25 protein-coding genes are annotated in these 24262 nt (G+C 55.4%); 11 read left to right on the top strand and 14 right to left on the bottom strand.

The genetic code is table 11. The features are described from left to right. Nucleotides 1-20: 20 nt before the first annotated feature. The 10 genes from PLU01S_RS14330 to PLU01S_RS14285 form a co-directional block, all read right to left on the bottom strand. Complete coding sequence (locus tag PLU01S_RS14330; RefSeq protein WP_173869085.1) at nt 21-1241, bottom strand: MFS transporter; 1221 nt, start codon at nt 1239-1241, stop codon at nt 21-23. A gap of 9 nt (nt 1242-1250) precedes the next feature. Beyond that, entirely contained in the window at nt 1251-2180 is a 930-nt protein-coding gene (locus tag PLU01S_RS14325; protein WP_074826032.1) for a SphA family protein, read from the bottom strand. A gap of 53 nt (nt 2181-2233) precedes the next feature. Continuing rightward, on the bottom strand, nt 2234-3238 hold the full coding sequence (locus PLU01S_RS14320) for a helix-turn-helix domain-containing protein (protein WP_074826029.1): 1005 nt from the start codon (nt 3236-3238) through the stop codon (nt 2234-2236). 112 nt (nt 3239-3350) lie between these two features. Continuing rightward, nucleotides 3351-4151 (bottom strand): SDR family oxidoreductase, encoded by an 801-nt coding sequence (locus tag PLU01S_RS14315; protein WP_074826028.1) that lies wholly within the window; start codon nt 4149-4151, stop codon nt 3351-3353. Between the two features lie 87 nt (nt 4152-4238). Next, a complete protein-coding gene (locus PLU01S_RS14310; protein ID WP_074826026.1) occupies nt 4239-5024 on the bottom strand; it encodes an SDR family NAD(P)-dependent oxidoreductase in 786 nt (261 codons plus the stop codon). Next, nucleotides 5017-5856, bottom strand: a complete 840-nt coding sequence (locus PLU01S_RS14305; RefSeq protein ID WP_074826023.1) for a MoaF C-terminal domain-containing protein — start codon at nt 5854-5856, stop codon at nt 5017-5019. The genes PLU01S_RS14310 and PLU01S_RS14305 overlap by 8 nt, the downstream gene beginning before the upstream one ends. A 91-nt stretch (nt 5857-5947) precedes the next feature. Beyond that, a complete protein-coding gene (locus tag PLU01S_RS14300) occupies nt 5948-6613 on the bottom strand; it encodes a helix-turn-helix transcriptional regulator (protein WP_083397910.1) in 666 nt (221 codons plus the stop codon). Nucleotides 6614-6637: 24 nt separating this feature from the next. Continuing rightward, nucleotides 6638-7003: a cupin domain-containing protein gene (locus PLU01S_RS14295; RefSeq protein WP_074826021.1), complete on the bottom strand. Its 366-nt coding sequence runs from the start codon at nt 7001-7003 to the stop codon at nt 6638-6640. Nucleotides 7004-7032: 29 nt separating this feature from the next. Next, on the bottom strand, nt 7033-8331 hold the full coding sequence (locus tag PLU01S_RS14290) for an NAD(P)/FAD-dependent oxidoreductase (protein ID WP_019366256.1): 1299 nt from the start codon (nt 8329-8331) through the stop codon (nt 7033-7035). 663 nt (nt 8332-8994) lie between these two features. Then, on the bottom strand, nt 8995-9243 hold the full coding sequence (locus tag PLU01S_RS14285; RefSeq protein WP_074826018.1) for a hypothetical protein: 249 nt from the start codon (nt 9241-9243) through the stop codon (nt 8995-8997). A 246-nt stretch (nt 9244-9489) separates the two neighbouring features. Here PLU01S_RS14285 and PLU01S_RS14280 point away from each other — a divergent pair, with 246 nt between their 5' ends. Next, a complete protein-coding gene (locus PLU01S_RS14280) occupies nt 9490-9930 on the top strand; it encodes a hypothetical protein (protein WP_074826017.1) in 441 nt (146 codons plus the stop codon). A gap of 17 nt (nt 9931-9947) precedes the next feature. On the opposite strand, the gene PLU01S_RS25740 is transcribed toward PLU01S_RS14280, so the two are convergent. Further along, complete coding sequence (locus PLU01S_RS25740; RefSeq protein WP_159435102.1) at nt 9948-10097, bottom strand: hypothetical protein; 150 nt, start codon at nt 10095-10097, stop codon at nt 9948-9950. Between the two features lie 291 nt (nt 10098-10388). Here PLU01S_RS25740 and PLU01S_RS14275 point away from each other — a divergent pair, with 291 nt between their 5' ends. The 8 genes from PLU01S_RS14275 to PLU01S_RS14240 all read left to right on the top strand — a co-directional run bounded on the left by PLU01S_RS14275 (nt 10389) and on the right by PLU01S_RS14240 (nt 18295). Next, the gene (locus PLU01S_RS14275; RefSeq protein ID WP_074826016.1) at nt 10389-10580 is read left to right on the top strand and encodes a hypothetical protein; all 192 of its coding nucleotides are present in this window, start codon (nt 10389-10391) and stop codon (nt 10578-10580) included. A 1220-nt stretch (nt 10581-11800) separates the two neighbouring features. After that, complete coding sequence (locus tag PLU01S_RS14270) at nt 11801-14599, top strand: monovalent cation/H+ antiporter subunit A (protein ID WP_074826013.1); 2799 nt, start codon at nt 11801-11803, stop codon at nt 14597-14599. Then, a complete protein-coding gene (locus tag PLU01S_RS14265) occupies nt 14599-14922 on the top strand; it encodes a Na+/H+ antiporter subunit C (protein WP_010799052.1) in 324 nt (107 codons plus the stop codon). Before PLU01S_RS14270 ends, PLU01S_RS14265 begins: the two co-directional genes overlap by 1 nt. Then, nucleotides 14919-16421 carry a monovalent cation/H+ antiporter subunit D gene (locus PLU01S_RS14260; RefSeq protein ID WP_074826011.1) on the top strand — a complete coding sequence of 501 codons (1503 nt, stop codon included), beginning with the start codon at nt 14919-14921 and terminating at the stop codon, nt 16419-16421. Before PLU01S_RS14265 ends, PLU01S_RS14260 begins: the two co-directional genes overlap by 4 nt. Then, entirely contained in the window at nt 16418-16906 is a 489-nt protein-coding gene (locus PLU01S_RS14255) for a Na+/H+ antiporter subunit E (protein WP_074826008.1), read from the top strand. Before PLU01S_RS14260 ends, PLU01S_RS14255 begins: the two co-directional genes overlap by 4 nt. Then, a complete protein-coding gene (locus tag PLU01S_RS14250; protein ID WP_010799055.1) occupies nt 16900-17169 on the top strand; it encodes a K+/H+ antiporter subunit F in 270 nt (89 codons plus the stop codon). Before PLU01S_RS14255 ends, PLU01S_RS14250 begins: the two co-directional genes overlap by 7 nt. A gap of 8 nt (nt 17170-17177) precedes the next feature. Beyond that, complete coding sequence (locus tag PLU01S_RS14245) at nt 17178-17510, top strand: Na+/H+ antiporter subunit G (RefSeq protein ID WP_010799056.1); 333 nt, start codon at nt 17178-17180, stop codon at nt 17508-17510. Nucleotides 17511-17812: 302 nt separating this feature from the next. Continuing rightward, on the top strand, nt 17813-18295 hold the full coding sequence (locus PLU01S_RS14240) for a DUF421 domain-containing protein (RefSeq protein ID WP_074826005.1): 483 nt from the start codon (nt 17813-17815) through the stop codon (nt 18293-18295). Nucleotides 18296-18320: 25 nt separating this feature from the next. Here PLU01S_RS14240 and PLU01S_RS14235 read toward each other — a convergent pair whose 3' ends face one another. Beyond that, nucleotides 18321-19583 (bottom strand): DUF2254 domain-containing protein, encoded by a 1263-nt coding sequence (locus PLU01S_RS14235; RefSeq protein WP_074826002.1) that lies wholly within the window; start codon nt 19581-19583, stop codon nt 18321-18323. A 277-nt stretch (nt 19584-19860) separates the two neighbouring features. Between PLU01S_RS14235 and PLU01S_RS14230 the strand changes: the two genes are divergently transcribed. Continuing rightward, a complete protein-coding gene (locus tag PLU01S_RS14230; RefSeq protein ID WP_139208795.1) occupies nt 19861-20625 on the top strand; it encodes an OBAP family protein in 765 nt (254 codons plus the stop codon). Nucleotides 20626-20676: 51 nt separating this feature from the next. Here PLU01S_RS14230 and cfa read toward each other — a convergent pair whose 3' ends face one another. Next, nucleotides 20677-21840: a cyclopropane fatty acyl phospholipid synthase gene (gene cfa / locus PLU01S_RS14225; protein ID WP_074825997.1), complete on the bottom strand. Its 1164-nt coding sequence runs from the start codon at nt 21838-21840 to the stop codon at nt 20677-20679. A 393-nt stretch (nt 21841-22233) separates the two neighbouring features. On the opposite strand from cfa, the gene PLU01S_RS14215 reads away from it, so the two are divergent. Beyond that, nucleotides 22234-22950, top strand: a complete 717-nt coding sequence (locus PLU01S_RS14215; RefSeq protein WP_074825991.1) for an amidotransferase — start codon at nt 22234-22236, stop codon at nt 22948-22950. A 59-nt stretch (nt 22951-23009) separates the two neighbouring features. Here PLU01S_RS14215 and PLU01S_RS14210 read toward each other — a convergent pair whose 3' ends face one another. Then, nucleotides 23010-24215, bottom strand: a complete 1206-nt coding sequence (locus PLU01S_RS14210; RefSeq protein ID WP_139208793.1) for an MFS transporter — start codon at nt 24213-24215, stop codon at nt 23010-23012. Nucleotides 24216-24262 lie beyond the last annotated feature (47 nt).

Below are 24262 nucleotides of genomic sequence, written 5' to 3'. Positions count from 1 at the left end.
GGAGCTCCTTGTAACTGAATTCAGGGATGGGTGGAGCGGGCCGGGTTGTTGATTCCACGGCGCAGGAAGCTGAGCAGCGCCCACACCAGGGCGGTGATGACGCTGGCGACGGCAAGCAGGCCAATGGCATGGTGCAGATCACCGGTTTGGCCAAGCAGAGCAATGACGATCAGTGGGCTTGAGAACTGGCCCAGGTACAGGCAGGCGGTGAAGATACCGAGTCCCCGGCCGCGGGCGGTCGCGCTCAAGGCATTCATCACCGGTGCCGTGGAATTGGGAACCAGCATGCCGGCGCCCAGACCGTGAATCGTCACGGCGAGCAGAACCTGGTAATAGGTGTGGGCGGTAATGAGTAGCCACAGTCCGCTGGCCATGAGCAGTAGCAGCAGCACATTGCACCCCGCGAGCCCTACACGTCGACGAACGAAGGGCCAGAGCAGCGAGCCTCCCAGTGAAGTGAGAAGCCCCAGCCCTGCGCACAGCCCGATCAGCGTACTGGACGTAACCCCCAGCCCGACCAGCAGGGTGGGGCTTTGGACTGGGACGATGAAACTCAGCACCATGCCAAAGAACACCAATAGATAGTTGATGATTAGCGGCGGAAGGGAGGACTGCCCAGGCTCGGTTGAATGCATTGCCCAGGCATGATGAACCTCGGGCTCCCAGAGCAGCTTGAGCATGGCCGGGACAAGCAGGAGGGGAAGCAGGTACAGCAGAAACGGTGTTCGCCAGGAGTGTTCCCCCAGTGCGCCACCGATGGCAAAGAAGATCGAGCCTACCAGACCAATCGTGATGACTTGCCCGTTTACGTAGCGCATGCGTTGTTCGCCATGCCAGTAATCGGCGATGAGCGTGACGCAGCAAGTCATGACTGCCGCCTCGGCACAGCCAAAGAGCAGTCGCAGACCAACAATTCCTTTCAGGCTGTCCAAAAATGCAGGTGCGGCGCCGCAAAGTGCATAGACCAGTGTCGCCAGAATCAGCAGACGTTTGCGTCCGAGCCGGTCGGCCAGCCAACCAGCCAGCGGTGCGCAAAGCGCAATGGCCAGCGCCGGCCCCGTAATGGCCAAAGGGATGAGAACACCCGTCTGGGGCTCTACCGGCCCGAATTCTGCGGCAATCTTGGGTAGAACCGGCGCGACCATCACGGAGCCCATGATTGTCAGGCTGCTACCAAGCATGAGGACAGCGCCCTGCGCGCGACCAGCGGTATGCCGGCCTTCTAGATAGGACTGGGACATGGTAATTCCTCAGAAACTGTGGGAAAAACGTACGGCGACGGCATAACCCTCGGTACGGTTACGGGCGTCGAATTCCTTGTAAGCATGCACCCAGACAGGTGGCAGCCCCGGCTGGAAAAAGCTCACTGCAGGTCCGATAGCCAGTACCCGGGCGCGGTTGCCGTAGGTAAGGTTGGGTGCGTCATCGTCGCTGAGCTGGCGGTAGTAGTAACCGCCAATACCGGCTGTCCAAGGCCCGAAATGCTGGCCCACTGCGAACTCGTGGCGGTACTCAGTTCCGCTCTTGTAATCCGTAGAATGGTTACGGGTGTTCACGTCCAGCTCGAAGCTGGATGACACCTCGAATCCTGAATCACTGATATAGGTGGCATTGACGATAGGTGAAAACGTCCAGTGGTTGAGGCCGGGGCTGACCAGACGGTTCTTGTCGTAATCGCCGGTAGGTGCCTGAATCTGGAACTGCGCGTTGATACCAAGGTTACGTGAGGGCGTCCATTGTAGAATCAGTGGCAACACCTGCAGGTCCGCCTGCCGGAATACGTGAGTGCTGTCCGAAAAGACGGTGGTGCCGCCCACCTTGACCTTGAGATCAGCGTCCATGTCAAAAAAAGGCGCGATCACACCAAACCCGTATTTTGCACCCAGCAGTTCGGTATCGGTCATGCGGATATAAGCCAGGCCGAGTGAGAGGACGCCAAGGGAAAAATCAGTCCCGTTGTCTCGGCCGTGGCGGTCTTTGACAGTATTGGCCCAGTAGTAGTTGGTACGCAGGCCAACGGTGCCTGTTGGCGACGGTGGCGGTGTGAACCCGGCGCCAAAATCATAGACACCAAAGGCTGTTGTAGGGGCTCCGCCTTCAGTCGCCTGGACGGGATGAGTCAGAAATAAAGTGGCTAACAATACGGAGCTAATTGTTGTGATCTTGTATGCTTCGTACATCGAAACCTCTCCCTTTGTTTTTTCTTAGGGTGGGGGAGGTCAAGCGAGGGTTGTTATCCGGATTTGGCAAAACTGGTCATATAGTCTTCACGAACACGGCGTAAAGTGGCGGATGGTTTTTCGCCAAACAATTTGGCGTAGTCGTTGGCAAAGCGGCTCAGGTGCCAAAAGCCCCATTGGGCTGCTACGTCCTGCACCGAAACCGTGCCGTCACTGTGACAAAGCGCACGGTGCGCCGCATTCAGGCGCAGCGTACGCAGATAAGTGGTCGGGTTGACGCCCAACGCCTCCTGAAAACAGTACTGCAGTTTGCGTCGGCTGGCGCCGATGCGGTTACAGAGTTCCAAAATCGAAGGCGGCGTTTCCTGACACGAAAGCGCATACTCGCGGGCTCGGTCTACCATCCGCTTGCGGGCTGTGGGAGTCAGTGCCGGAACCTCTTCGCCAGCATCGAGCAGATCCAGAAGGTGCAACAGAACGGTTTCCCGGATACCGTTTCGGATAGCCTCGTGCCTCAAGAGGCCTTGACTCTGGCTTTGCGTATTTGCGATGTCGTCAAGCAACCTGACGAACTCGCTGTAACGCTGATGGGGGCGGAGACGGTAACACTTCGGCAAGTCGTCAAGTGTGAACGGGCTCTGTTGCTGCTCTAGTATGGGAAGCAGCTCGGCCTCTGCAACGGTGATGCATAGCAGGTCGAGATTGGCAGGCGTCTGCAACTCTGGCAGGTGAGCGCCGCGGGCGACCAACAGGCTGGCTTCTCTCAACGAGTGTCCGGCGCAATGAAGCTCGCACGCTTCGTTGAGGGGCAGGCTGAATGCAATCGCACCTGACCATGCCGAGCCGTTCTTGCGCAATGCCTGATTGCACCGATCGCGGGTCAGATGCATCCAGTCCAGCTGGATATCGATCAGTTCGCCCTCGAAGCGTCCAGACGAGACCTGGTCATAATGCAATGCCCAGCCTGTCATGGCGTGGGAGTGCTCCGATACGTCCTGAGTATGGGTGTGATGCATTCGAGCCTTTACCGGTAACGCAGCCTTGATGTCTTGGTGCATTTTGGAAACCTTTCTGCTCGTTAAAGGCCTTTCCTGCGTACTGAGGCAAGTTCTGTTCCTCAACGTACCATTCAGATGTAGATGTGCCAAAAATGGCTATTTGGTAGCGCGTTCACACCAGGGCCATCTTGGATTCAGGCAGCGTCATGCCACCGTCAACGACCAGCGTCTGCCCTGTAATGAACGAGGCGGCCTCTGAGGCCAGAAACAGCATCGCACTGGCAATGTCGGACGGCTGACCAAGACGCCCGAGCGGGATACTGGCCCTGATCTGTCGGGTGACGTCGCTGTCGCCCAAGTTGTCCATGGCAGGTGTCTGGATCATCCCCGGCTCGATGCCATTCACCCGAACGTTATGAGGTGCCAGTTCCAGGGCGGCATTACGAACGAATCCGTTCACGCCGGCCTTGGCCGCCGCGTAATGACAGAGTCCGGGATAAGCGACTCGAGGTCCTGTAACAGAAGACGTAACCAGTACACATCCCTTGCCCTGTAGCCGGAACAGTGGCAATGCCTGCTGCGTCAGCCAGAACAGGGATGACAGATTGACGGCCAGGGTACGCTCCAGCACTTCAGGTGTAATATCGGCGAACGGAGTTAGTGGAAAGTAGCCGGCGTTGTGTACCAGGGCATCCAGCCGGCCGTAGATTTGCTTGACGGTTTCCATGAGTGTCCTGATCTGATCGCGCTCGGCCAGGTCTACCGGATGGGCGGTCACGTGTCTTCCTTCCTTTTGCAATCCCTGCGCGACCGCTGCTGCGTTCTCCGCATTGAGGTCGGCAATGACGACCTGTGCGCCAGCTCCGGCAAAGTGCTCGACAATTCCTCGCCCGATGCCTTGGCCGCCCCCGGTGACGAGAACGACCTTGCCGGTAAAGTCGTGTATCGATCCTGCTGATGTCTGATCCTGCATCATCCTGCTCCTGCGGTTATGTCGAATGAAAGTAGGTCCGCCACTGGGCCTGTGTTTACGTTGGCTGTTGCGCTGGCGTGGCTGGCCTTACAGGTGCTCGTAGGCAAGCGTGGGCACATCGACGATGCTGGATCCACCGTCCGCCACGATTGAAGCGCCTGTGATGATCGAGGCTTCAGGAGAAAGCAGAAACCGGCAGACTTCAGCGATCTCCGCTGATGTGGCGGGGCGGCGAAGAGGGACATCGCGGGTTACCCGGCTATACGCCGCCTCAAGACTTTCGCCGTAATGCTGCATCAGCGGCTGCATCTCTTCGTCGGCCATCGGCGTTTTCACCCAACCTGGGCAGACCGCATTGACGCGGACGCCGGCAGGGCCATAATCCTTGGCGAGTGAGCGGGTCAAGCCGATCAAGGCATGTTTGGCGGTGGTATAGCTGCAAACTCCCCCTCCTGCGGCCAGCGAAGCGATAGAGCCCAGCAGCACGACAGCGCCCCGTCGCTCGATCAGTGAGGGCAGGCACGCCCTGACGCTGTAGAAAGCGGTGTCCAGATTGCTTTGCATCGCCTGCTGCCATCGGGTGTCGCTGGTCTCAAGTGCGGTGCCCTGGCCCAGACCGCCCGCTGACGCCACAAGGCCATCGATTCTGCCGAAGCGCTCGATGATCCGAGGGATGAACGTCTCCCAATCCGCACTGCTGGCCGCATTACCCGTCAGTACCAGCCCACCTGTACGAGCGGCTACCTCCTCCAGCGGTTCCCGACGGCGACCAATGAGTACAAGCTGGGCGCCTTCATCGGCAAGGCGATAGGCGCATGCCTCACCGATACCGCTACCGGCCCCGGTGATTACGTAGGTTTTCACCTCATTCATGGCCTGGGTACTCGGTTGTGTTGAGGATTCTGCTGAATGAGCCAACCGGGAAGTTCGACCACTGCCCTAGATCATCACCCGTATGGCCGCAAATCTTTCCGTCGCTGCGGTGTTGCTTCAGGTCGATCAGCACCAGCCCGAGCGTAGGAATGATCTTTTCCCGCCATACGAACAGATAGAGCTCGTTCTCCAGCTTGAAATAATGGCAGCGGTCCGTATCGGCCAGCCCACGTTCAACGCCACTCAGGCAATGCCAGCTGTAGAGGTTTTCGTTGAGATAGATGTGTTCATAAACCTCATGAGGACTGTAGGCGTAGCAGTTGCGGATGCCGACCAGTTCGTGGGTCGGCTGATGTGGGTGATTCGCTTCCGACGGTGATGTACCTGAATAAAGGCCCTGTATCGTCCCATGAGTGAACTGCGCCGAGACTGGCGTCAGATCCTGGCCCGACAAGGCACACCTGAACAGATCGCTGCGCTGATCATCCTGCGTTGGGAGCTGCCCGTAGACCCGCGTGAAAACGCCTTGCTTCACGTCCAGCACGAGGCTGATCGAGGCAGTGGAGGTGTCGGTCTGCTGAAGGAAGTCGATCAGGTAGATCCCTTCCCGGATGGAAGTGACACGAGAGGCCGCCTCGTGAGATGTCGAATGGTCTGCAGAGGACCAGCCAACCGCATTTTGGCTGAAGCGGTAGGTAATGGATTCGCCGGACGGGCCGTCGAGCACCAGCGTCCTGCCGTTGAGGTCGTTCGAGACAGGCAACGTGTAGTTGTCGAGGTAGAAGCCATCGGCCAGTGCGCCTACGGTGATCCAGTCCTGTTGTTGGGTCATGTCATACACTCCGTTTGATAGGTGAGGTCATCATCCACCAGCGGCCTGGCGCCCGGTATCAACCAGATGGTTGAGGTCGGCAGGAGAACGCTCACAGAAACAGGTGCCGGATCAATTCAGTGCGGTTCGTGACGTTGAACTTGCGATACAGGTTATTCAGGTGCGTTTTAACGGTCGGTAGTCCCATATCCAGATGCCGCGCCAGCGCCTTGTTGCTCAGGCCATCCTTGAGTGCCAACGCAATGTCCTGCTCTCGAGGCGTCAGGCCGGTCAGGCGGGCTGTCTCGCCAGGTTCATGGATGAAGGCCAACGGCAGCGTAAGCTCCAGTAGACTTTGCAGGCCTGTCAGCCGCTCTATCTCTTCGGCTGTAAATGCGCCTAGTGCCCGTGTGCGCAGAAGCGAGATACCAAATGCCGGCCGTCCGGCCTGATAGGTCAGGATTTCGATGACATCGCAAATGGAGTAGGTATCGAGAAAGGTGGCGTATCGGCGCGAGCGATGTGCTTCTTGCCGAGTCGCTGCCACGCTGAGGGGAACGACTGCCAATCCCAGTTCGTGACAGCAGATGGGCCGCAACGGATCAAATTCGCGGTAGACGTCCAGGTAGCACTGATGTACCTGAGGCGTCATAGTCAGCAGCTCGTAGTGGTGAGCCTCAAGCTGCTGATTTACCTGATAGAGCACGGCAGAGGAAGCCGGTACGATTCGCGTTACCGCCTGTAGGCATCGCTGTTTGCCTTCAGTGGCCGGCATCATGACGAAGGTCTGCCTGGCTCTGATTTATGCAGCCGCGAGGTAGTGTTTGACAAACCCATCACTGACGACTTCCCACAGGACAGGTGTGCCCTTGGTGACAGACCAGCTATCTCCGGTCTTGTAATGGGTACTTTTGCCTGTGGATTCGTCAGTTAGGATGACCTCACCATAAACAACCGTTGCCTGCTCATTGAACGGGTACACCATTCGGAACTTGCTTTTAGTGGTACCAAAATAAGCAGAGCTGACCGGATCGGTCGGCGCACCAAAGGTCATTTTGCCAAAGCACTTGCCGTCGCCTTCCAGGATTTCCGAACCCAGATCCGCCACGGTGCCCCAGGCTTCAAGATCGGTCAGTGCGGTGCCTTGTTTAACAGTGAATAACGACATGAAATGGTCCTTTTCGTTAAGGGGAAATATCAGCGGCGGCCTGTCATGTAGCCGGCGCTCTGATGCATGATCTTGCCCAGGCTGCAGATAACCGGGCGGAAATGATCCTTGCCTATGATGTTGCTATGGCGAACCGAGCTGATCAGGTCGTAGCGGGCAGAACCCTCGCTCATGCCCTCAGCCAGAACCTTGCAAATAATGTGGCTTGGCGTTACGCCGAAGCCTGAATAGCCCTGTACGTAGAACGCATTGGGCCGGCCGGACAAGGTGCCGATCTGTGGAAACAAGTTGGCACCGCATGCCATCGGGCCACCCCAGGCCAGATCGATCTTCACGTCCTTGAGGTATGGGAAGATCTTGAGCATCAGGTTGCGGTTCCAGGCCTTCAGGTCTTTGGGGATATAGTCGAGATAAGGCGTAGCAGCGCCAAATAGCAACCGGTTCTCGGCCGTAACGCGGTAATAGTCAATGACCGGGCGGATATCGCTGTAGGCCCCACGGATTGGGCTGATGCGTTCGATCAATTCATCCGAGAGCGGCTCGGTCATGATCTGGAACGCATAGGTGTTGATCGTTTTGGTATGGAGTTCCGGCTCCAGCTTGTTGAGGAAGCTGTCGCATGCCCAAAGCAGCTTGCTTGCCCTGACAGAGCCCTGCCCGGTGCGCACAGTGATCCGCTCACCATACTCAACGGCAAGGGCAGGGCTGTGCTCGAAGATCTTGACGCCATAGCTGGCTAGCGCCTTGGCCTCGCCCAATAGCAGGTTGAGTGAATGAACATGACCGCCGCCCATGTGCAACAGGGCGCTGGTGTAGGCTTCCGATCCAATGATGCGGCGGACTTCCGAGCCTGTCAGCAAGGCAATCTCGTGGCCGGAGTTCAGTGATTTGAACTCTTTCTCCCAGGTGCGTAGTGTCTTTTCCTGGCGTGCGTTAAAGCCCATATAGCCGTAGCCATGATGGAAGTCCGCATCGATATTGTATTTCTGAATCCGGCCCTTGATGATGTCAGCGCCTTTGTCACTGATCTCGAAAATAGTCTTGAGGCCGTCTTCACCTACTTGGTTCTTGATCTTGTCCAGGTCATGACCAATACCCGCCATGATCTGTCCGCCATTACGGCCCGTGCCGCCAAAGCCCAGGTAACGACCTTCGAGCACCACGATATTGGTGATGCCTTTCTCGGCTAGCTCAAGAGCGGTATTGATTCCTGAAAAGCCGCCTCCGATCACAACGACGTCGGCTTCGATGTCCGCATCGAGCGTTGGGAAGCTCAGATTGTATTTCTTGGTAGCGGTGTAATAGGTAGGCGTTTCTATTGTAATCATGGGACTGCCTGGACGAACGAAAATAAAAGTGACCGTTTGAGCCACGCTAGCAAGCTCATGCCTCTATTAATGCAGCGTTCGGGTGGCAAGAATTGTTCCTGGCTGCCATGGGACTTGATCCTGGCTGCCGACCCGCGTTGACAGCATCCAAATCGTCCGCAACGACGTGATGTTGTGCAGCGGGCTCATCTACTAATGTGTAGCGTGACGTACCGTTTTGCGTCTTACTGCCGAGCCGCCATACCAAGCAGGTATCACTTATGTGGAGGTTACGGGTTTGATCGGGCAAAAGGGGGAGGGGTAGCGTTTGCAGGTACATTATGCGTGCGAGGCTGGAGCGCAGCAGACGGATCGTCCTGACGAATCGATACGTATATCGCGCACCTGTGGGACTTACGGCCCGCTCCCTCAAAAGGCGCTGAAAGTACCGCTCAGACGCCAGGCACCCCCTAGTTAGCTGCAAGCCGTTTAAGAAACGTCGCCGTTAGGCCTCCTGCACAAACACATCTCCAAGCCTTATTGTAATTTGTTTGATAATACCAGCCCATAAAAGAGCTTTCCTTTTCAGCCACCTATTAGGTAATAAACAGGGCAAGACAGGCGCCCAAAAGCGTGGTACGCGTCGCGTATCAGAGAATTGGCCTGCGTTCGGGCAAAATAGCGTTAAAAGAGCTGGTAGCTAACCGTCCAGTCGCACGTCGGGGTCTCCACGGCAACGACCATCAACCGATCACGGCCCTGGCCGTCTGGTTTGCTTGCAGAAAACAGGGTAGACAGGCGATTTCCATACACCGAGCCCTTATCGAGGCGCCAGGAGCGACCATAACTTTCAACGCTTTGCAGGGACTCTAGTATCAGCCGGCCGGCCGGCTCCTTTAAAAGCTCGTACGTATTGCTAATAAAGTGACTCATACCTTGTTTGCTCCCTTTCAGTTCACTTCACCACCCGAACCCAAACTGCTCCCTGATACAACAGGCAGACCTTATCGCTAGACATGATCACGTCGTGAAATTTTCGTGAAAAAAATGTAAATAGATTATTGGCTGGCTGCAAAGCACAGCGTACAGTCTGGATACGGAAATGCCAGAGTTCGTTGATATGGATCAGCCTTTTCCACGCGGCTACCCAGGTGCGCTTGATCAAAGTGCTGCAATGACATGCCTATCCCTTATATGAGCCCACCCACGAGTATCCAGCCTGCGCCATTGAAGCCCGAGAATCCGGACCAGCCGACCCTCTACAGTCGCACCGCTCAGTCGGACATCGAAGTCTTCAGGTTTGAGCAAGACGCAATTATGGTTGTGCGCAGTTCCGGCTCAGAAGCGTCTGAATCCACAGGTGAGGTTGATACTGCCGCGCTGCAGGCTCTGCTGGTTTCGCAGGAGATAAATGTCTCGCGAGCTTTTCTGCTTTGTCAGAAACACCCAGGCAGCTGGGCCTGTTATGACTATCGATGTGGTGAACTCTCAGCGGTCCGATTGCTGGAACAGGATAGTCTCAGCGTATTGGCTTACATTTGTGATGAGTTGGAACTCAACGAGTATCCACGGGAGCTGGTGGATCAGATGTGCCGGAGCGAGGCGGGCAAGGTATCGTGAGAACTACAGGCGATACCTCAGTTAAGTTCGAGTATGCCCTCACGAACAATCAATAGCGCCAATCCTATCAACGCTAATCCTTCAAGCTGAAGCATAGGGTCCAGCGGGTCGAATGCCAGGCAACCTACACCGCTCAGGCAGAGTAATGTACCCAGAGCAAACAGCATTGCGGTTATCCTCCGTGATCATTATCAAGATCTGCTTTTACATTACGTAGTCATCTTACCCTAAGCCGTACGCCTTTTCAGTGGGTCGTCAAGTGATTCCCAAGTAAGGACGAAACGGCGCTGCAAGGATTGACAGACATTAAATTAAAAATGGTTACCTGAATGTGTGGGTAGCGTGCTCTGGCTGGGACTGGGTGACAGGCCAGCCACTGCTTTCAACGCTCGTGTACTGTATGGGGTCTGATGAAAACTTTATAGTCATGGTGTTCAGAGATTTTTAAGGAGCCAGTCATGACGTTTGCGCGGCTTTGTCGTAGCGCGGTTGTCGTTGCGTTGATTCTCTATGGGGTTCAAGGTGTACGAGAAGGTTTCAATCCCCTTCACTGGTCCTCTCGAGACGTATTCGTCCTGCTGAGTGCATGGGCGATTTATCTGGTCATCCTGGGGGGTGAATCATGGCGTCGAGGACGGCATCAGCGATAAGCCTGTTCAACAAAAGAGAAGTCCGTCACAGGTGTGTGCACTTAACTGCAATCAGGTCGACAAGCGGTCTGTGACTTGGTGAACTTGTGGAGGCAATTTGACACTTATATGCCAGCATTGCGTGCCATCTCGCAATGCTCCTTAATGGTCAAATAGCAAAACGCAGGTGATGTGATGCTGGCGCGAGTAGTTGCTCTTTTGGTGTGCATGGCCACAGGATTGATAGTAGCAGACTGGCTGGGACTGATAAGCAGGGTTTCGGCGCTTACACTGTCTGGCACCCTCAGCGTTGTAACGATGCTTTTTGCGTTAACAATTTCCGCACTCTACATCTATACCCGCCTGGATTGATTTCGTTCCATCAGGTTGCCTAGCGCTGGATAACCGGCAACGTGCTCAGAACTATTCATTGACTGAACGATACTGCAAATAGCACAAAGGGAGCCTAAGCTCCCTCTCAACCATGCTGCACGATGCCTTTTGTTTTTCTTGTATGGCCCTAAGCAACCCCTGGATGCTTCGGATGCATTATGTTGTCTTTAAGTGAACGGATTACTTTAGACACTTCACAAGTTCTAAAATGATCAGTTCGCTTCGCCACTTTCAATCTTGTTTTTGTTGTTTTGAAGTGATCTGTTTTATTTGTTGTTCTTGTTATACCAGGAATAAAGCAGGTGCCGTGCCAACTTTAAAAAATCTTTATTAATCAGTGACTTGAAGGTTTGGCCTGTTTTGGTGTTCCGATGCTGTTCCTGATTTCGTTACGCATTGACCCAGCACTGTCACCATGGCGTAACAGGATTGTTACGAAGGGCTTATGAGGCAGTTACCGGCAGGCTCAAACACATTGGGTCTTCAACAGCTCAAGCCCGAACGCCTTCTTCTCTTAGCCACTGATTGATCATTGCATGCGTTTTCGGCGCAGGCGTGATTAAGCATAGAGTGCTTTCGCTGGAGCCTGGACGATGTTGATGCAGGCACACAGCTCCATCGTAACGAACGATCCCCCGGGAGCGGATAAGGGTATCAATCGCCTGATGGCTATTGTTAACGTCTTGTCATCAATCATGTGCCTGTCTGAATGCCATTATGCAGCGCACTAACGCGACGGTCGCTTGTCCCACCCCCTAATGAGCTCGTTGGAGTCGAGCCTGTATCTGGAATAGGGGAGTCGGAAGGCATTCCATGATTGTTTACATTGTGATGAGCAGGCGCGCCGTATGATGCTGGTGCTGATTGTCGTACTGCCGCTGCTTGGCAGCCTGTTACCTGTAGTGTTTGATCGGGGCGGTCGACGCCTGCCTGCCATTGCGGCCTCGATACCCGCGGCGATTGCCTTCTTCATCCTGTTGAATTTGCGCTCCAGGTTGGCAGAGGGAGCCGCCATCACTGTTTCGTACACATGGCTGGAAAACCTGGGCTTCAACCTGAGCCTTCGTCTGGACGGGCTGAGTTTTCTTTTTGCCTTGCTGATTCTGGGGATCGGCCTTCTGGTCATTCTCTACGCGCGATACTACCTATCGTCTGAGGAGGCCATTGGACGATTCTACAGCTACCTGCTGTTATTCATGGCAGCCATGCTGGGGGTCGTTCTTTCCGAAAACGTGCTGCTGATGCTCGTCTTCTGGGAAATCACCAGTCTTTCCTCGTTTCTGCTAATCGGTTTCTGGTCCCATCGCTCCGACTCGCGGCGCGGGGCGCGAATGGCCCTGACGATTACTTCAGGCGGGGGGCTTGCCCTGTTGGCAGGCATACTGTTGCTGGGGCACATTGCAGGCAGCTTCGAGCTGAGCCACATCCTGGTTTCCGGCTCACGTATCGTCGAACATCCTCTCTATCCGCTGATGCTGGTGCTGATTCTGCTAGGTGCCTTTACCAAGTCTGCCCAGTTTCCGTTCCACTTCTGGCTTCCTCACGCGATGGCAGCGCCCACGCCTGTTTCAGCCTATCTGCACTCAGCCACCATGGTTAAGGCTGGCATTTATCTCATGGCACGCCTGTATCCGGCTATTTCAGGTACAGATGAATGGTTCTATATCGTCAGCCTTACCGGGTTGGTTACCCTGGTGCTCGGGTCAGCCATGGCCTTCTTTCAGCAAGACCTTAAAGGGCTATTGGCCTATTCTACCATCAGCCATCTCGGTCTTATCACTTTGCTGTTCGGGCTGGATACCGACATGAGTTCGGTAGCTGCCATCTTCCACACCATCAACCATGCGACGTTCAAGGCCTCACTGTTCATGGCGGCCGGGATCATCGATCATGAGACCGGTACGCGTGACCTGCGTCGGCTGGGAGGGCTCTACCGTTACATGCCGCATACGGCACTGCTTGCGATCGTCGCGTCGTTGTCGATGGCAGGAGTGCCGTTACTCAACGGTTTCCTGAGCAAGGAAATGTTTTTGAGTGAGACCCTGGAGCAAGGGTTGCTGGGCCCGTTCAACTGGGTCATTCCCGTCGTCTCCACCATTGCCAATCTGCTCACCATGGCATATTCCGTACGCTTCATTCATCAGGCGTTTCTGGACAAGACGCCTGATCCCTCGGCAATGCCTCACTTTCCACCCCATGAACCGCCGTTCTGGATGCGCGCGCCGGTCAATATCCTCGTCTTGCTGTGTGTCCTGGTAGGTCTGATGCCTGAGCAGACCGTAGGCGATCTACTTGCGCTGGCGGCACGGGTTTCATTAGGCGGACCGTTACCCGAATACAGTCTGGCCCTCTGGCATGGGTTCAATCTGCCTCTTGTCATGAGCCTCATTGCGCTGGGCGGTGGCGTACTGCTGTACTTTGGAGTGCGGCGTCCCCTGTTTCGCCTGTATAACCAACTTCCTGATGCCGAAGCGCGGGATGTGTTCGAGGGCGCAATCCAGTGTCTGGTCCGGCTGACCGTCCTGTTTACCGAACGTGTAGAGAACGGCTCGCTACAACGATACATAACGCTTATGCTGATAGGCGTACTGCTCGTAACCGGGAGTGCCTTGTGGGATCTCGAGGTAGTGACGGGGCCGATGGCCATGACTCCACTCGACCCGGTTACCTCGGCAGGGCTGGTGATTCTTATGGCCGCCTCGATTTCAGTCGTCTTGTTCCACCGTCGGCGGTTGCAAGCCGTCGTCTTTAGCAGTGTAGCCGGGTTGATGGTGTCTCTGCTGTTTGCCCGGTTCTCGGCGCCTGATCTAGCATTGACTCAGTTGTCGGTTGAGGTTGTCACCACGGTCCTGCTGGTACTGGCACTGTTCTTCCTGCCCTGGCATACACCGCGTGAATCCTCCGCACTGCGAAGAGGACGGGACGGCCTACTGGCGGTGGGATGCGGGGGATTGGTTTCTTTGCTGGCCTATGCGGTACTGACGCGGCCCTACGAGAGCATTGCGCAGTTCTTCCTGGACCGGAGCGTACCGGAAGGCGGCGGCAGCAACGTCGTCAATGTGATTCTGGTGGACTTTCGGGGGTTCGATACGCTGGGCGAAATCAGCGTACTGGCCATTACCGGTATCGCCGTCTACGCCATGCTGGACGGGCTAAACCCCAAACTTCCCGAGCGGGGGCTGGGTGGGTACCCTTGGATACGTGATCGGCACCCTCTGATGCTCAAGGTTATGGCCAAGCTCCTACTACCGCTGGCCCTGCTGGTTTCCGTCTTCATGTTTCTGCGTGGCCATCAACTGCCCGGTGGCGGCTTTATAGCGGGCCTGATCACAACGGCAGCATTGATCCTGCAGTACATTGCCAGTGGGCTTCGTTGGACGACTGCACGCTTGCCTCTCGATTATCGCCGCCTGGCAGGCAGCGGCATTTTGCTGGCCGGGGCGACAGGGCTGGTCGCATGGCTGTTTGGCAAGCCCTTCCTGACCTCTGGGTTCACGCACCTGCATATTCCAGTGATCGGTGACGTCGAACTGGCCAGCGCGACGCTGTTTGATCTGGGCGTCTACCTAACCGTTGTAGGCTCCTCGTTGCTGACACTGGCGCATTTGGCCTCAAGCGGCCGACCGCAAGAGGAGGGCGTGTCCTGATGGAACTGTTATTTGCCATCACCTTGGGTGTGCTGACAGCGAGCGGTGTTTATCTGATGCTACGTGGACGTACGTTCCCGGTCGTACTGGGAATGACCCTGATCACTTATTCTGTGAATCTTTTTCTTTTTGCCATGGGGCGCTTGTCGACCGGTGCTGCTCCCATCATTGGTCAAAGCCAGACCTATGCTGACCCCTTGCCCCAGGCGCTGGTGCTGACTGCCATCGTCATCAGCTTTGCGATGACAGCATTCGTACTGGTGCTGTCCATCCGTGCGGTTTGCGAACTTGGAAACGATCACGTGGACGGAGAGGAACAATGAGTCATGTGATCATCCTGCCGATTCTACTGCCGCTTTTCAGCGGGGCGGCCCTGTTACTGTTCAATAGTATGACATCGCAAAACAAACGGTACTTTTCAGCGTTGGCTACCTTCCTGCTGATCCCGCTGTCAGCGTGGCTGATCACTGTTGCTGCCCGCGATGAAATCGTAACCTACACCCTCGGTAACTGGCCGGCTCCCTTTGGCATTCTGCTGGTGCTGGATCGGCTGAGTGCGATTATGGTGCTGATTACATCGGTTCTGGCGAGTGGTGCCATACTCTATGCCTGCCAGGGCGACGATGCTCGCGGCCCTAATTTTCATGCGTTATTCCAGTTTCAGGTAGCCGGCCTGAATGGCGCCTTTCTTACCGGCGACCTGTTCAATCTGTATGTCTTCTTCGAAATCCTGCTGATCGCCTCCTACGCGCTGCTGTTGCACGGCGGTGGCAAGGAGCGCACAAGTGCGGGCCTGCACTACATACTGCTTAATCTCCTGGGCTCGTCGTTGTTTCTGGTGGCCGTAGGCGTGCTGTATGGGCTGCTAGGCACCCTGAACATGGCACATCTGTCTGAACGCATCGCACAGGTAGGGCCGGGCGATGCCCCGCTGATTGCAGCCGCCGGGCTCCTGCTACTGTTAGTCTTTGCACTCAAGGCGGCCCTGCTACCTCTGTACTTCTGGCTACCACGTGCCTACGCAGGGGCAACGGCTCCGGTCGCTGCATTGTTCGCCGTGATGACAAAGGTCGGTGTATATTCAATTTTGCGTATCTATGCGCTGCTGTTCGGCCCTGACGCCGGAGCATTATCCCATCTGGCGCAACCCTTGCTGTGGCCTCTGGCCTTGCTGACCCTTGCCCTGGGGTCCATTGGTGCCCTGGCGGCGCGCCAACTTCAGGAACTGGTGGCTTATTTGGTGCTGGTATCGGTGGGGCTGCTGTTGGCTGGTATGTCGCTTGGACGTGTGGAATCGATCTCGGCTTGTCTGTTCTACTTGATTCATACCACATGGATTACCGGAGGGCTCTTCCTGCTCAGTGATATGGTCGCCAGGCAGCGAGGGGAAACCGGGGCCCGACTGGAGAAAGGGCCTGCCCTGCGACAGCCCGTGCTTCTGGGCAGCCTGTTTTTCATCGGGGCGGTGTCCATGGCGGGCCTGCCGCCGTTTTCAGGATTTTTTGGAAAACTGCTGATCCTGAAGTCTGCACCACTTTCGGAGGCGCGCTGGCTCTGGCCGGTATTGCTGATCTCCAGTCTCGGCCTCGTCATTGCATTAAGCCGGGCGGGCAGTACGGTGTTCTGGCGAGGCGGTGAGGGCATCGCCGGGCAGGAGAGGGCAAATGGCTGGCGCCTGTTAGCCGTGATAACGCTGATGTCCGCCAGTGTCGTGCTGGTAGTCGTCGCAAAACCGCTGACGCTTTACCTTGACCAGGCTGCGCAACAAATCATGTCTCCAGCGGCTTACGCCAGTGCTGTATTACAGGAGGGTAGCCGATGAACCGATTGTTTCCGCATCCATGGTTAAGCGCAGTTCTGGTAGTGCTCTGGTTGCTATTGGTCAACAGTATCAGTCTGGGAAGCTGGATTATGGGCCTTTTCCTGGGCTGGGCTATTCCACGGTTATGTACTCGAATGTGGTTCGAGAACGCGCGGCCCCAACACGGCTGGCTGACAGTTAAGTTGCTTCTTAGAGTTACCAGGGACGCACTCGTCGCTAACATTCAGGTAGCTGTACTGGTCTTGGGGCCGACACGGCGGCTCAATCCCATCTTTGTCGAGGTACCTGTGGATATTCGGGATGACCTTGGCCTTACCCTGCTCATGAGTATCATCTCGCTGACGCCTGGAACCGTATCGGCTGAACTCAATGAAGATCATTCCCTCATTCTGGTTCATGCACTCAACGAAGAAGATCCCGCGCAGCTGATTAGAAGTATCAAGACGCGTTACGAGCAGCCGCTGATGGAGATATTTCCATGCTGACCATTGTGATTCCCATTTGCCTGGCTCTATGTACGATTGCCGTGCTGCTGGCGTTTATCCGGCTGGTACGAGGGCCACATCAGTCCGATCGTATCCTGGCGCTGGACACCCTTAACATCAACGCGATCGCATTGATTGTACTGTTTGGTCTGTGGCTGGACTCAAACCTGTTTTTCGAAGCGGCGCTGATCATTGCCTTGATGGGGTTTATCAGCACGGTTGTACTGGCCAAATTTATTACCCGTGGCGACATCATTGAGTAAGGAGACATATGAACCCATGGCTTGAAGGTATCGTTTGTGTACTACTCCTGGTGGGTAGCGTGTTTACGTTGATTGGCTCGATCGGGCTGTTACGGCTACCTGATTTCTTTACCCGGCTGCATGGCCCAACCAAGGCCACCACGTTGGGCGTAGGCAGTACCGTCATTGCATCCATGCTGTATTTCACGACCCAGCACGATGGCCTGAGCCTGCATGAATTGCTGATTCCCCTGTTTTTGTTCATTACCGCGCCCGTCAGCGCTCAAATCCTGTGTAAAAGCGCAATGCAACAGCGATTGAAACGCACCGAAAAGACCAAAGGCGAACCCTGGCAGCCTTGAGCCTATGTAAGGTGCGGCGTCTGCAGACCGATTGAACGTGCGCCTGTCTTCCGTTGAATTCTACCGATAGCCTTGCAAGGCGTGGGAAGCGCAGCAGAGCGGGTCATGACTCCGCAGCTGGCCGCCGCGCTCATGCTTTGCCCGTCGCGCTATAAACCTACCGTTGTCACGAAGAGCCAGAACGTCGCAGGGCTGGACCGTATATCGTCGATGGTTTAGTGAACGACTCCGGCCCGTTGCCCCTCACATCTGTAGGTTTTGAATACCTCATACACCGGCCAATGCACCAGACAGGGGGCGTTATGTTTTTCGATAGTTGGAGTGGGTTGATCCGGGTCATCGTAGTCGGAACGGCGGCCTATGTCTGTTTGATTGCGCTTTTGCGTATCTCGGGCAAACGGACATTGGCCCAGCTCAATGCCTTTGATTTTGTCGTGACGGTAGCATTGGGCTCAACCCTGGCTACGGTGCTGTTGTCGTCCAGCGTGGCGCTGGCAGAAGGGTTGACTGCGTTCGCGCTGCTTATTGGTCTGCAGTATGTGGTTACCTGGAGCAGCGTTCGCTGGCCAGCTGTGCGTAAGCTGGCCCGATCGTCGCCGTCCCTGTTGGTTTACCAAGGGAAATGGATGCATGACAACCTACGGAGCAACCGTGTCACGGAAGATGAAGTCATGCAGGCCCTGCGGACTCAGGGAAAAAGTGCATTGAATGAAGTCGGTGCGGTGGTGCTTGAGACAGACGGCAGTTTTTCCATCCTCCAAAATGCACCTGAGAAGGCGCTTTGAGAAAGGCGATAGCAGCGGCACTCAATCAGTACTCCCGCTCCAGTTCGGCCCGTAGCTGCTCAAGTCGCCGCCGGTCTTCGTCCATTGCCAACGCCTGGCTGGCACGCGTGTAGGCCAGCTCGCTTTGCCTGACAGCAGCGACGCGCATTGCATCATTATCCAGGTGGCTAAGGGAAAAGAGTGCTTTTTGCAGGCGTATGTTTACCTCGATCATGGCTGCGCCATCCCGTGCGATTGGGGTAAACAGATCGTCGAACAGGTCATTCACGTCAAGGGGCCTTATGTAAATGCGGCTTAAGACCTGTTCGACTGGAGGTGAACATTTAGGCCGATTTGCCACACAGGCGAGTACTCTCACCGCGCGTCCAATGACATCAATGGCTGTACCCTGATCATTGAAGCCTGGGGACAGCGCTCGTGAGGCGATCTCGCCCATTACCGAAAGGCCGAAGCGAGGATCATGTTCAAAAGTACGTTGCTCACCCATGACAAAGGCATTCCGGAGCTCGTCATCACATTGCTCATTGAGTCCGTCTACCCATGCTAAAGGGCAACCAGGATCAACGAAACTGCCAGGCAAGACATTCACGTATACGCGACTTCGCTCATGTTTGGTCAGCTCCGCCAGAGCCGGCATGTCCAGATGCTGTATATACCCAATCCGGTTTGCGTATACAGGGCGGCCTAGGGTTTTATAGAAGGCGTTCTCCGGTAATGGATTGCCGCCCAGGTAGGGTTGCTCCAGGCGGTGCTGTAGCGCCTTAAGGGTGACACGTTCAACCTGGGCTGTGGTTTCGCCTACCCGACCCAGGCTACTTAAGCGATCAATCCAGCGTAGCAGGGCATAGATAATCAGGACGATGACCGAAAGCGTTACCGCAAAGAGAATAACGCGCCCCTTGGCGCCATAGAGCCCAGTGCTTAGCGCAACGATTCCGACAAGACTGAAAATAAACGACCCAATAAAGGTCGAAAGAGCATTTTGTGTAGTAGGGTCCTCTACCAGTAAAGAGGTTGCCCGTGGGGTAACGTTATTGGTGGCTGAACTGTAGGCTGATACTGTGGTGCTTAGAGAAAAGGTAGTAACGGCCAGCATACTTGACGCAATGATGCCCAAAATATTGTCAACAGCATCGGCGCCGATCCTGGTAGGAAGCTCATCTGGAATGTACGGGGCAAACACTAAGGCCAATAGAGCGGTCACAACGCCCAATACCGAAAAAAGCGTTGCCCTAAACCAGGGACGCTTGCTCTTCCTAAGTAAAAACCATTTCCATCGTTCGACCATTGCTCCGCTCCATCAACTACCCAAGTTTCTATAGCGACCCGGCGCTCATGGGTGGGTTCGGTTGATGTCCTCTTTTCCTGTGACTAGGGGAGCGGTGTCATGCCGTGACCAAACGAAAAGTTGATCTGCTCTATTACTTGCGGCGTCCCTTGTTGCATGACTCAGTCGCTCGTTTAATGCATAGGTTGCGCAACCTATCTTCAGCTCTTGCCTCGTTGCGCTCCTGGAGATCTCTATTACGCTGAAAATGATTTCGCGTAATCATTACAGGTGTTTCATGAGCGTCAATGCAAGAGCGATTCCCCTTTCCCTGGTGTGCCTATTGGCCGCCTGCTCCAGCGGCGGTAATACGGAGTCCTATGTCACCGCGCCCGGTGCGCCCAAGCAGGCGATGACCAAGACCTTGGAGACCGGTGCCGACGTGTTGCAGAACAAGCCGCCTATCGATGCCCTCAATGCCTACCTGGACGGTTTCCACTTCTATAACGGGCACCCGCATGGGCAGATGGAGGCTCATCACTACTGCTCGGTCCTTAACGAACAGGTCATCCAGTGTGTCATTTATGACGGCAATACCAGGGATGCCAAGATCATGGGCGTGGAGTACATCATTGATGAGGCGCTCTTCAAGCAGCTGCCTGCCGCGGAGAAAGCCCTGTGGCACAGCCATGTCCACGAGGTGAAATCGGGGCAGCTGGTAGCGCCCGGGATCCCCGAACCGGCGGAGCATAAGCTGATGGAAAAGCTTGTTCATACGTATGGAAAAACCTGGCATACCTGGCACACAGACCAAGATAAGACGCTACCGCTGGGTGTCCCTCAGTTGATGATGGGATTTACTGCCGACGGCCAGGCCAATCCACAGATGGTCGAGGCGCGTGATCGTCGTATGGGCATCGACAGCAAGGCAAAAAAAGCTGCCCGGGCCGATATCGTCGCTCCGGCCATCGATCCCGGTGCCGATGCCTGGCAAAAGGGAAGGATCATCCAAATCAAGGATCCCACTGGGTCTCAAAATCATGGCGCGCATTCGCAGCCCTGAAGGTAAAACGACCCAGGCATGGTTCTTGTGCCTGGGTCGATTGCACAAGGCTCAGCTCAGCCGGTTATAGCCGCCCGGCACGCCCCGCTTGGATAAGACCCACTGCCACAACTGGATATTCCGGGCGCGAAAGGCGGCAGCGCAAGACTGCAGGTAATACGTCCACATGCGATAGAAGCGTGTGCCGAGTTTTTTCTCAAAGCTTGGCCAGGCAGCATCAAAGTGCTTGAACCAGGCCATTAGCGTCTTGTCGTAATCCGCTCCGAAGTTATGTAGGTCTTCAGCCACAAATAATTCATCAAGGGCATCGCCTATCTGACCAATCGAGGGAAGGTCGCCATTAGGAAAAATATACTTGTCGATCCAGGGATCGGGAGAGGAATGCCGCTGATTCTTGCCAATGGTATGAAGCAGAAAGAGCCCGTCATCCTTCAGGCAGCGATGAGCGACCTCCATAAACGCCCTGTGATTCTTGCGCCCGACGTGCTCGAACATACCAATGCTGACAATATGGTCGAAGGTATCGTCCAGGTCACGATAATCCTGCAACCTGAATTCGAGCGGCAGGCCCGCATATTTGCGTTTGGCAAATTCGGCCTGCTCTCTTGAGATCGTAACCCCTACACACGTAACGCCATAGTGCTCCGCTGCGTAGCCCATGAAACTGCCCCAGCCGCAGCCGATATCCAACACCTTCATGCCGGGACGCAGGCTGAGCTTTCGGCAGATGAGGTCAAGTTTGGCTTCCTGCGCAGAAGCAAGGTCCGTCGCATTTTTCCAGTAACCGCAGGTGTACGTCATCCGCGGATCCAGCATGGCGGCATAAAAGTCATTACCGAGATCGTAATGTGTTTGCCCAACCTGCCAGGCACGGCTTTGGGTCTGAAGGTTGAACAGTTGACTTCTCAGGTAATGAAACACCAGCCGCGACGGCTGTATGCGCGAGGACAAGTCTGCCTTCAGGATGCGGTAGATGAATTCATCCACCCGATCGACATCCCAGTCGCCATTAACGTACGTCTCGCCCAGGCCCAGGTTGCCTCGAGCAAATGCCTGCTCTGGAACGCCCTTGTTATGTAGCCGGATGTCCCAAGGGTTGGAACCGTTGACCTTGATTCCAGCAAGATCGAGCAATTCTTCGAAGTAGTCAAACGTTCGGGTATGGTCGGGACAGTAAAGCTCTTCATCCTGATGCTTGTGCGAAACTATAGCCATGCGCCTTTATCTCCTTGATCCTGTCAAAGTTGCTCATGACTTCCGTGAACGTACTGCTCCTTTTGATTGAATAAAATGTACAGCGGATGTGGTAGGCCAAAAGAGTGCTTTGAGTGAAATAGTGTTTTTCTATTTATATGAAACGTGGAGTGCACCTGGCCTCGAAAGTGCTTTCGCTGAATACACATTTTGTAAAATTTACTGAGGGCATTGTGTTCAATAAGTTCGCGACGAGGCGCAGGAAAAACGCTTCCATGAACATTAAGTTCGCAGGAAGGAGGAGCGAAAAAATAGCTCCAGGTAGAACCACGCTCCTGAGCTGACGTACCATATTTCTCCTGCCCGCGCTTTTGCGCAGCGGCTTCATACCCCTTGCTATTGCCTCGGAGTCCCATGTCTGTTCGGATCTGTGTTCTCGAAACCGATATTCTTGTCCCTGAACTGGCCGAGCTGTACGACGGCTATGGCGCCATGTTTGTTCGTCTGTTCGAGCAGGTGCCGGAGCAGGTTGAATGTACGGTCTATAACGTCGTTGAAGGCCACTACCCACCGGAAGGTGCCCGTTTTGATGCATATCTGGTTACCGGCAGCAAAGCGGACTCCTTTGGCGAAGAGCCCTGGATTCAACGCCTCAAAACTTATGTGCAACAACGTTATGAGCACGGTGACAAGCTCCTGGGTATCTGCTTTGGTCATCAGCTCCTGGCCCTGGCGCTAGGAGGGGTGGCCGAACGCGCCAAGGGCGGGTGGGGAATTGGGGTACAGCGTTTCGAGGTCGCGCAGGGCTTTTCCTGGCAGCAGCCTCCGCTGGAGAATGTCACGCTGATCGTCTCGCATCAGGACCAGGTCACGGCGCTGCCTCCCGCTGCGCAGTGCCTGGCCAGTAGCGCCTACTGCCCGAATGCGGCGTTCGTCATGGGCGATCAGGTGTTGTGTTTTCAGGGGCATCCGGAATTTGTGGCCGAGTATGCGAACCGGCTATTGGTAAGGCGCCAGTCAGTCTTTTCCACCGAACAATACGAGACGGCTGTAGCCTCGTTGGAGCAGCCTCATCAGGGCGCCCTGATCGCGCAGTGGATGGTGAATTTTGTGGCAGCCCCTCGTAGCTAATAAGCCGACGCGATACAAAAAAGGCGGTCTGAAAAGACCGCCTCGGTATCAAAGCTCAATCATGCGTTGGCGCCTCGTAAGCGACCAATGCCGAAGAACAACAGGGCCAGCAGCGGCAGGCTACTGCCCACCAGAACGATAGCTGGCCAGCCGCCTCGTTCATAAACGGTGCTGGCTATCGCCGATCCCATGGCACCTCCGATAAAGATGCTGGTCATGTACAGGCCGTTCAAACGGGCGCGGCTCTTGGCATCTAACATATAGACGGCACGTTGACCCAGAACCATGTTCATCTGCACGGCAAAGTCGAGCAGGATGCCGGTTATTGCCAAGCTGACGACCCCATAAGGTGAATGAACCAGCGCTGGTAGAAAACTCAGGGCGGCAAGCAGCATGGCAACTGCCGAGGCACGATGGGTATGGCCTGCATCGGCAAGGCGTCCTGCAATCGGTGCAGACACTGCGCCGACAGCACCTACCAGAGCAAAGACGGCAATCTGGGTTTGCGACAGACCATAATGGCGGATCAACTCAAGGGGCGCGGCCGTCCAGAAGAGGCTGAAGGCGGCAAACATTAACCCCTGATACAGCGAGCGCTGGCGTAGCACAGATTCACGTCTGAAGAGATGAACCAATGACAACAGGAGCTGGCCATAGTGTGCTTGGTGGGACGGTTGACGTGCGGGAACCACTTTCAAGACCACGCCCGCAATCGCCAGCATAATCAGGGCGCTAGTAAAAAACACGGTACGCCAGCCGAAGTGATCGGCTATCAGGCTAGAGGCCGGGCGGGCCAGCAAGATACCCAGCAGCAGTCCACTCATGATGGTGCCCACAATGCGCCCACGTGACTGTTCGGGGGCAAGATGGGCGGCCAGAGGAATCAGTATCTGTACGGCCACCGAGCTGACACCAATTAGCAGCGAGACCACTAGAAAGACGCTGGGTTGGGTCGTAAGGCCCGCCGCCATCAGCATGACAGCCGAGGCGAGAACCGTGATAACCATCAGACGACGATTTTCCAGGAGATCGGCCAGCGGAACCAGCAGAAGCAGCCCCAGGGCATATCCGATTTGGGTCAGCGAGACGATCAGGCTGGCATCGTGCTCGCTAAGCCCGACGGCGGGAGCGATCAGTTCGATGATGGGCTGTGAGTAATAGAGATTGGCAACAATGGCGCCACAGCAAAAGGCAAAAAGTAATACCAGCCCTTTTGAGAGAGTCGTAGGGAAATGCTCATGTTCGATCATCGATGCAGTACTCATTAGGATCTCCTGGCAAGGCAACGGTTATTCAATTCGGTTCAAGGTCT

This window comes from Pseudomonas luteola NBRC 103146, assembly GCF_002091675.1.
Taxonomy (GTDB): Bacteria; Pseudomonadota; Gammaproteobacteria; order Pseudomonadales; family Pseudomonadaceae; genus Chryseomonas; species Chryseomonas luteola.
This window is presented reverse-complemented; position numbering and strand designations above follow the sequence as displayed.

Coding starts and splice junctions, on each gene's coding strand:
- PLU01S_RS14285 (WP_074826018.1), bottom strand. CDS start 9,243: ATGAGTCACTTTATTAGCAATACGTACGAGCTTTTAAAGGAGCCGGCC.
- PLU01S_RS14290 (WP_019366256.1), bottom strand. CDS start 8,331: ATGATTACAATAGAAACGCCTACCTATTACACCGCTACCAAGAAATAC.
- PLU01S_RS14300 (WP_083397910.1), bottom strand. CDS start 6,613: ATGATGCCGGCCACTGAAGGCAAACAGCGATGCCTACAGGCGGTAACG.
- PLU01S_RS14325 (WP_074826032.1), bottom strand. CDS start 2,180: ATGTACGAAGCATACAAGATCACAACAATTAGCTCCGTATTGTTAGCC.
- PLU01S_RS14315 (WP_074826028.1), bottom strand. CDS start 4,151: ATGCAGGATCAGACATCAGCAGGATCGATACACGACTTTACCGGCAAG.
- PLU01S_RS14250 (WP_010799055.1), top strand. CDS start 16,900: ATGCTGACCATTGTGATTCCCATTTGCCTGGCTCTATGTACGATTGCC.
- PLU01S_RS14230 (WP_139208795.1), top strand. CDS start 19,861: ATGAGCGTCAATGCAAGAGCGATTCCCCTTTCCCTGGTGTGCCTATTG.
- PLU01S_RS14305 (WP_074826023.1), bottom strand. CDS start 5,856: ATGACCCAACAACAGGACTGGATCACCGTAGGCGCACTGGCCGATGGC.
- PLU01S_RS14310 (WP_074826026.1), bottom strand. CDS start 5,024: ATGAATGAGGTGAAAACCTACGTAATCACCGGGGCCGGTAGCGGTATC.
- PLU01S_RS25740 (WP_159435102.1), bottom strand. CDS start 10,097: ATGCTGTTTGCTCTGGGTACATTACTCTGCCTGAGCGGTGTAGGTTGC.
- PLU01S_RS14215 (WP_074825991.1), top strand. CDS start 22,234: ATGTCTGTTCGGATCTGTGTTCTCGAAACCGATATTCTTGTCCCTGAA.
- PLU01S_RS14210 (WP_139208793.1), bottom strand. CDS start 24,215: ATGAGTACTGCATCGATGATCGAACATGAGCATTTCCCTACGACTCTC.
- PLU01S_RS14265 (WP_010799052.1), top strand. CDS start 14,599: ATGGAACTGTTATTTGCCATCACCTTGGGTGTGCTGACAGCGAGCGGT.
- PLU01S_RS14260 (WP_074826011.1), top strand. CDS start 14,919: ATGAGTCATGTGATCATCCTGCCGATTCTACTGCCGCTTTTCAGCGGG.
- PLU01S_RS14240 (WP_074826005.1), top strand. CDS start 17,813: ATGTTTTTCGATAGTTGGAGTGGGTTGATCCGGGTCATCGTAGTCGGA.
- cfa (WP_074825997.1), bottom strand. CDS start 21,840: ATGGCTATAGTTTCGCACAAGCATCAGGATGAAGAGCTTTACTGTCCC.
- PLU01S_RS14255 (WP_074826008.1), top strand. CDS start 16,418: ATGAACCGATTGTTTCCGCATCCATGGTTAAGCGCAGTTCTGGTAGTG.
- PLU01S_RS14235 (WP_074826002.1), bottom strand. CDS start 19,583: ATGGTCGAACGATGGAAATGGTTTTTACTTAGGAAGAGCAAGCGTCCC.
- PLU01S_RS14295 (WP_074826021.1), bottom strand. CDS start 7,003: ATGTCGTTATTCACTGTTAAACAAGGCACCGCACTGACCGATCTTGAA.
- PLU01S_RS14280 (WP_074826017.1), top strand. CDS start 9,490: ATGCCTATCCCTTATATGAGCCCACCCACGAGTATCCAGCCTGCGCCA.
- PLU01S_RS14245 (WP_010799056.1), top strand. CDS start 17,178: ATGAACCCATGGCTTGAAGGTATCGTTTGTGTACTACTCCTGGTGGGT.
- PLU01S_RS14320 (WP_074826029.1), bottom strand. CDS start 3,238: ATGCACCAAGACATCAAGGCTGCGTTACCGGTAAAGGCTCGAATGCAT.
- PLU01S_RS14270 (WP_074826013.1), top strand. CDS start 11,801: ATGATGCTGGTGCTGATTGTCGTACTGCCGCTGCTTGGCAGCCTGTTA.
- PLU01S_RS14330 (WP_173869085.1), bottom strand. CDS start 1,241: ATGTCCCAGTCCTATCTAGAAGGCCGGCATACCGCTGGTCGCGCGCAG.
- PLU01S_RS14275 (WP_074826016.1), top strand. CDS start 10,389: ATGACGTTTGCGCGGCTTTGTCGTAGCGCGGTTGTCGTTGCGTTGATT.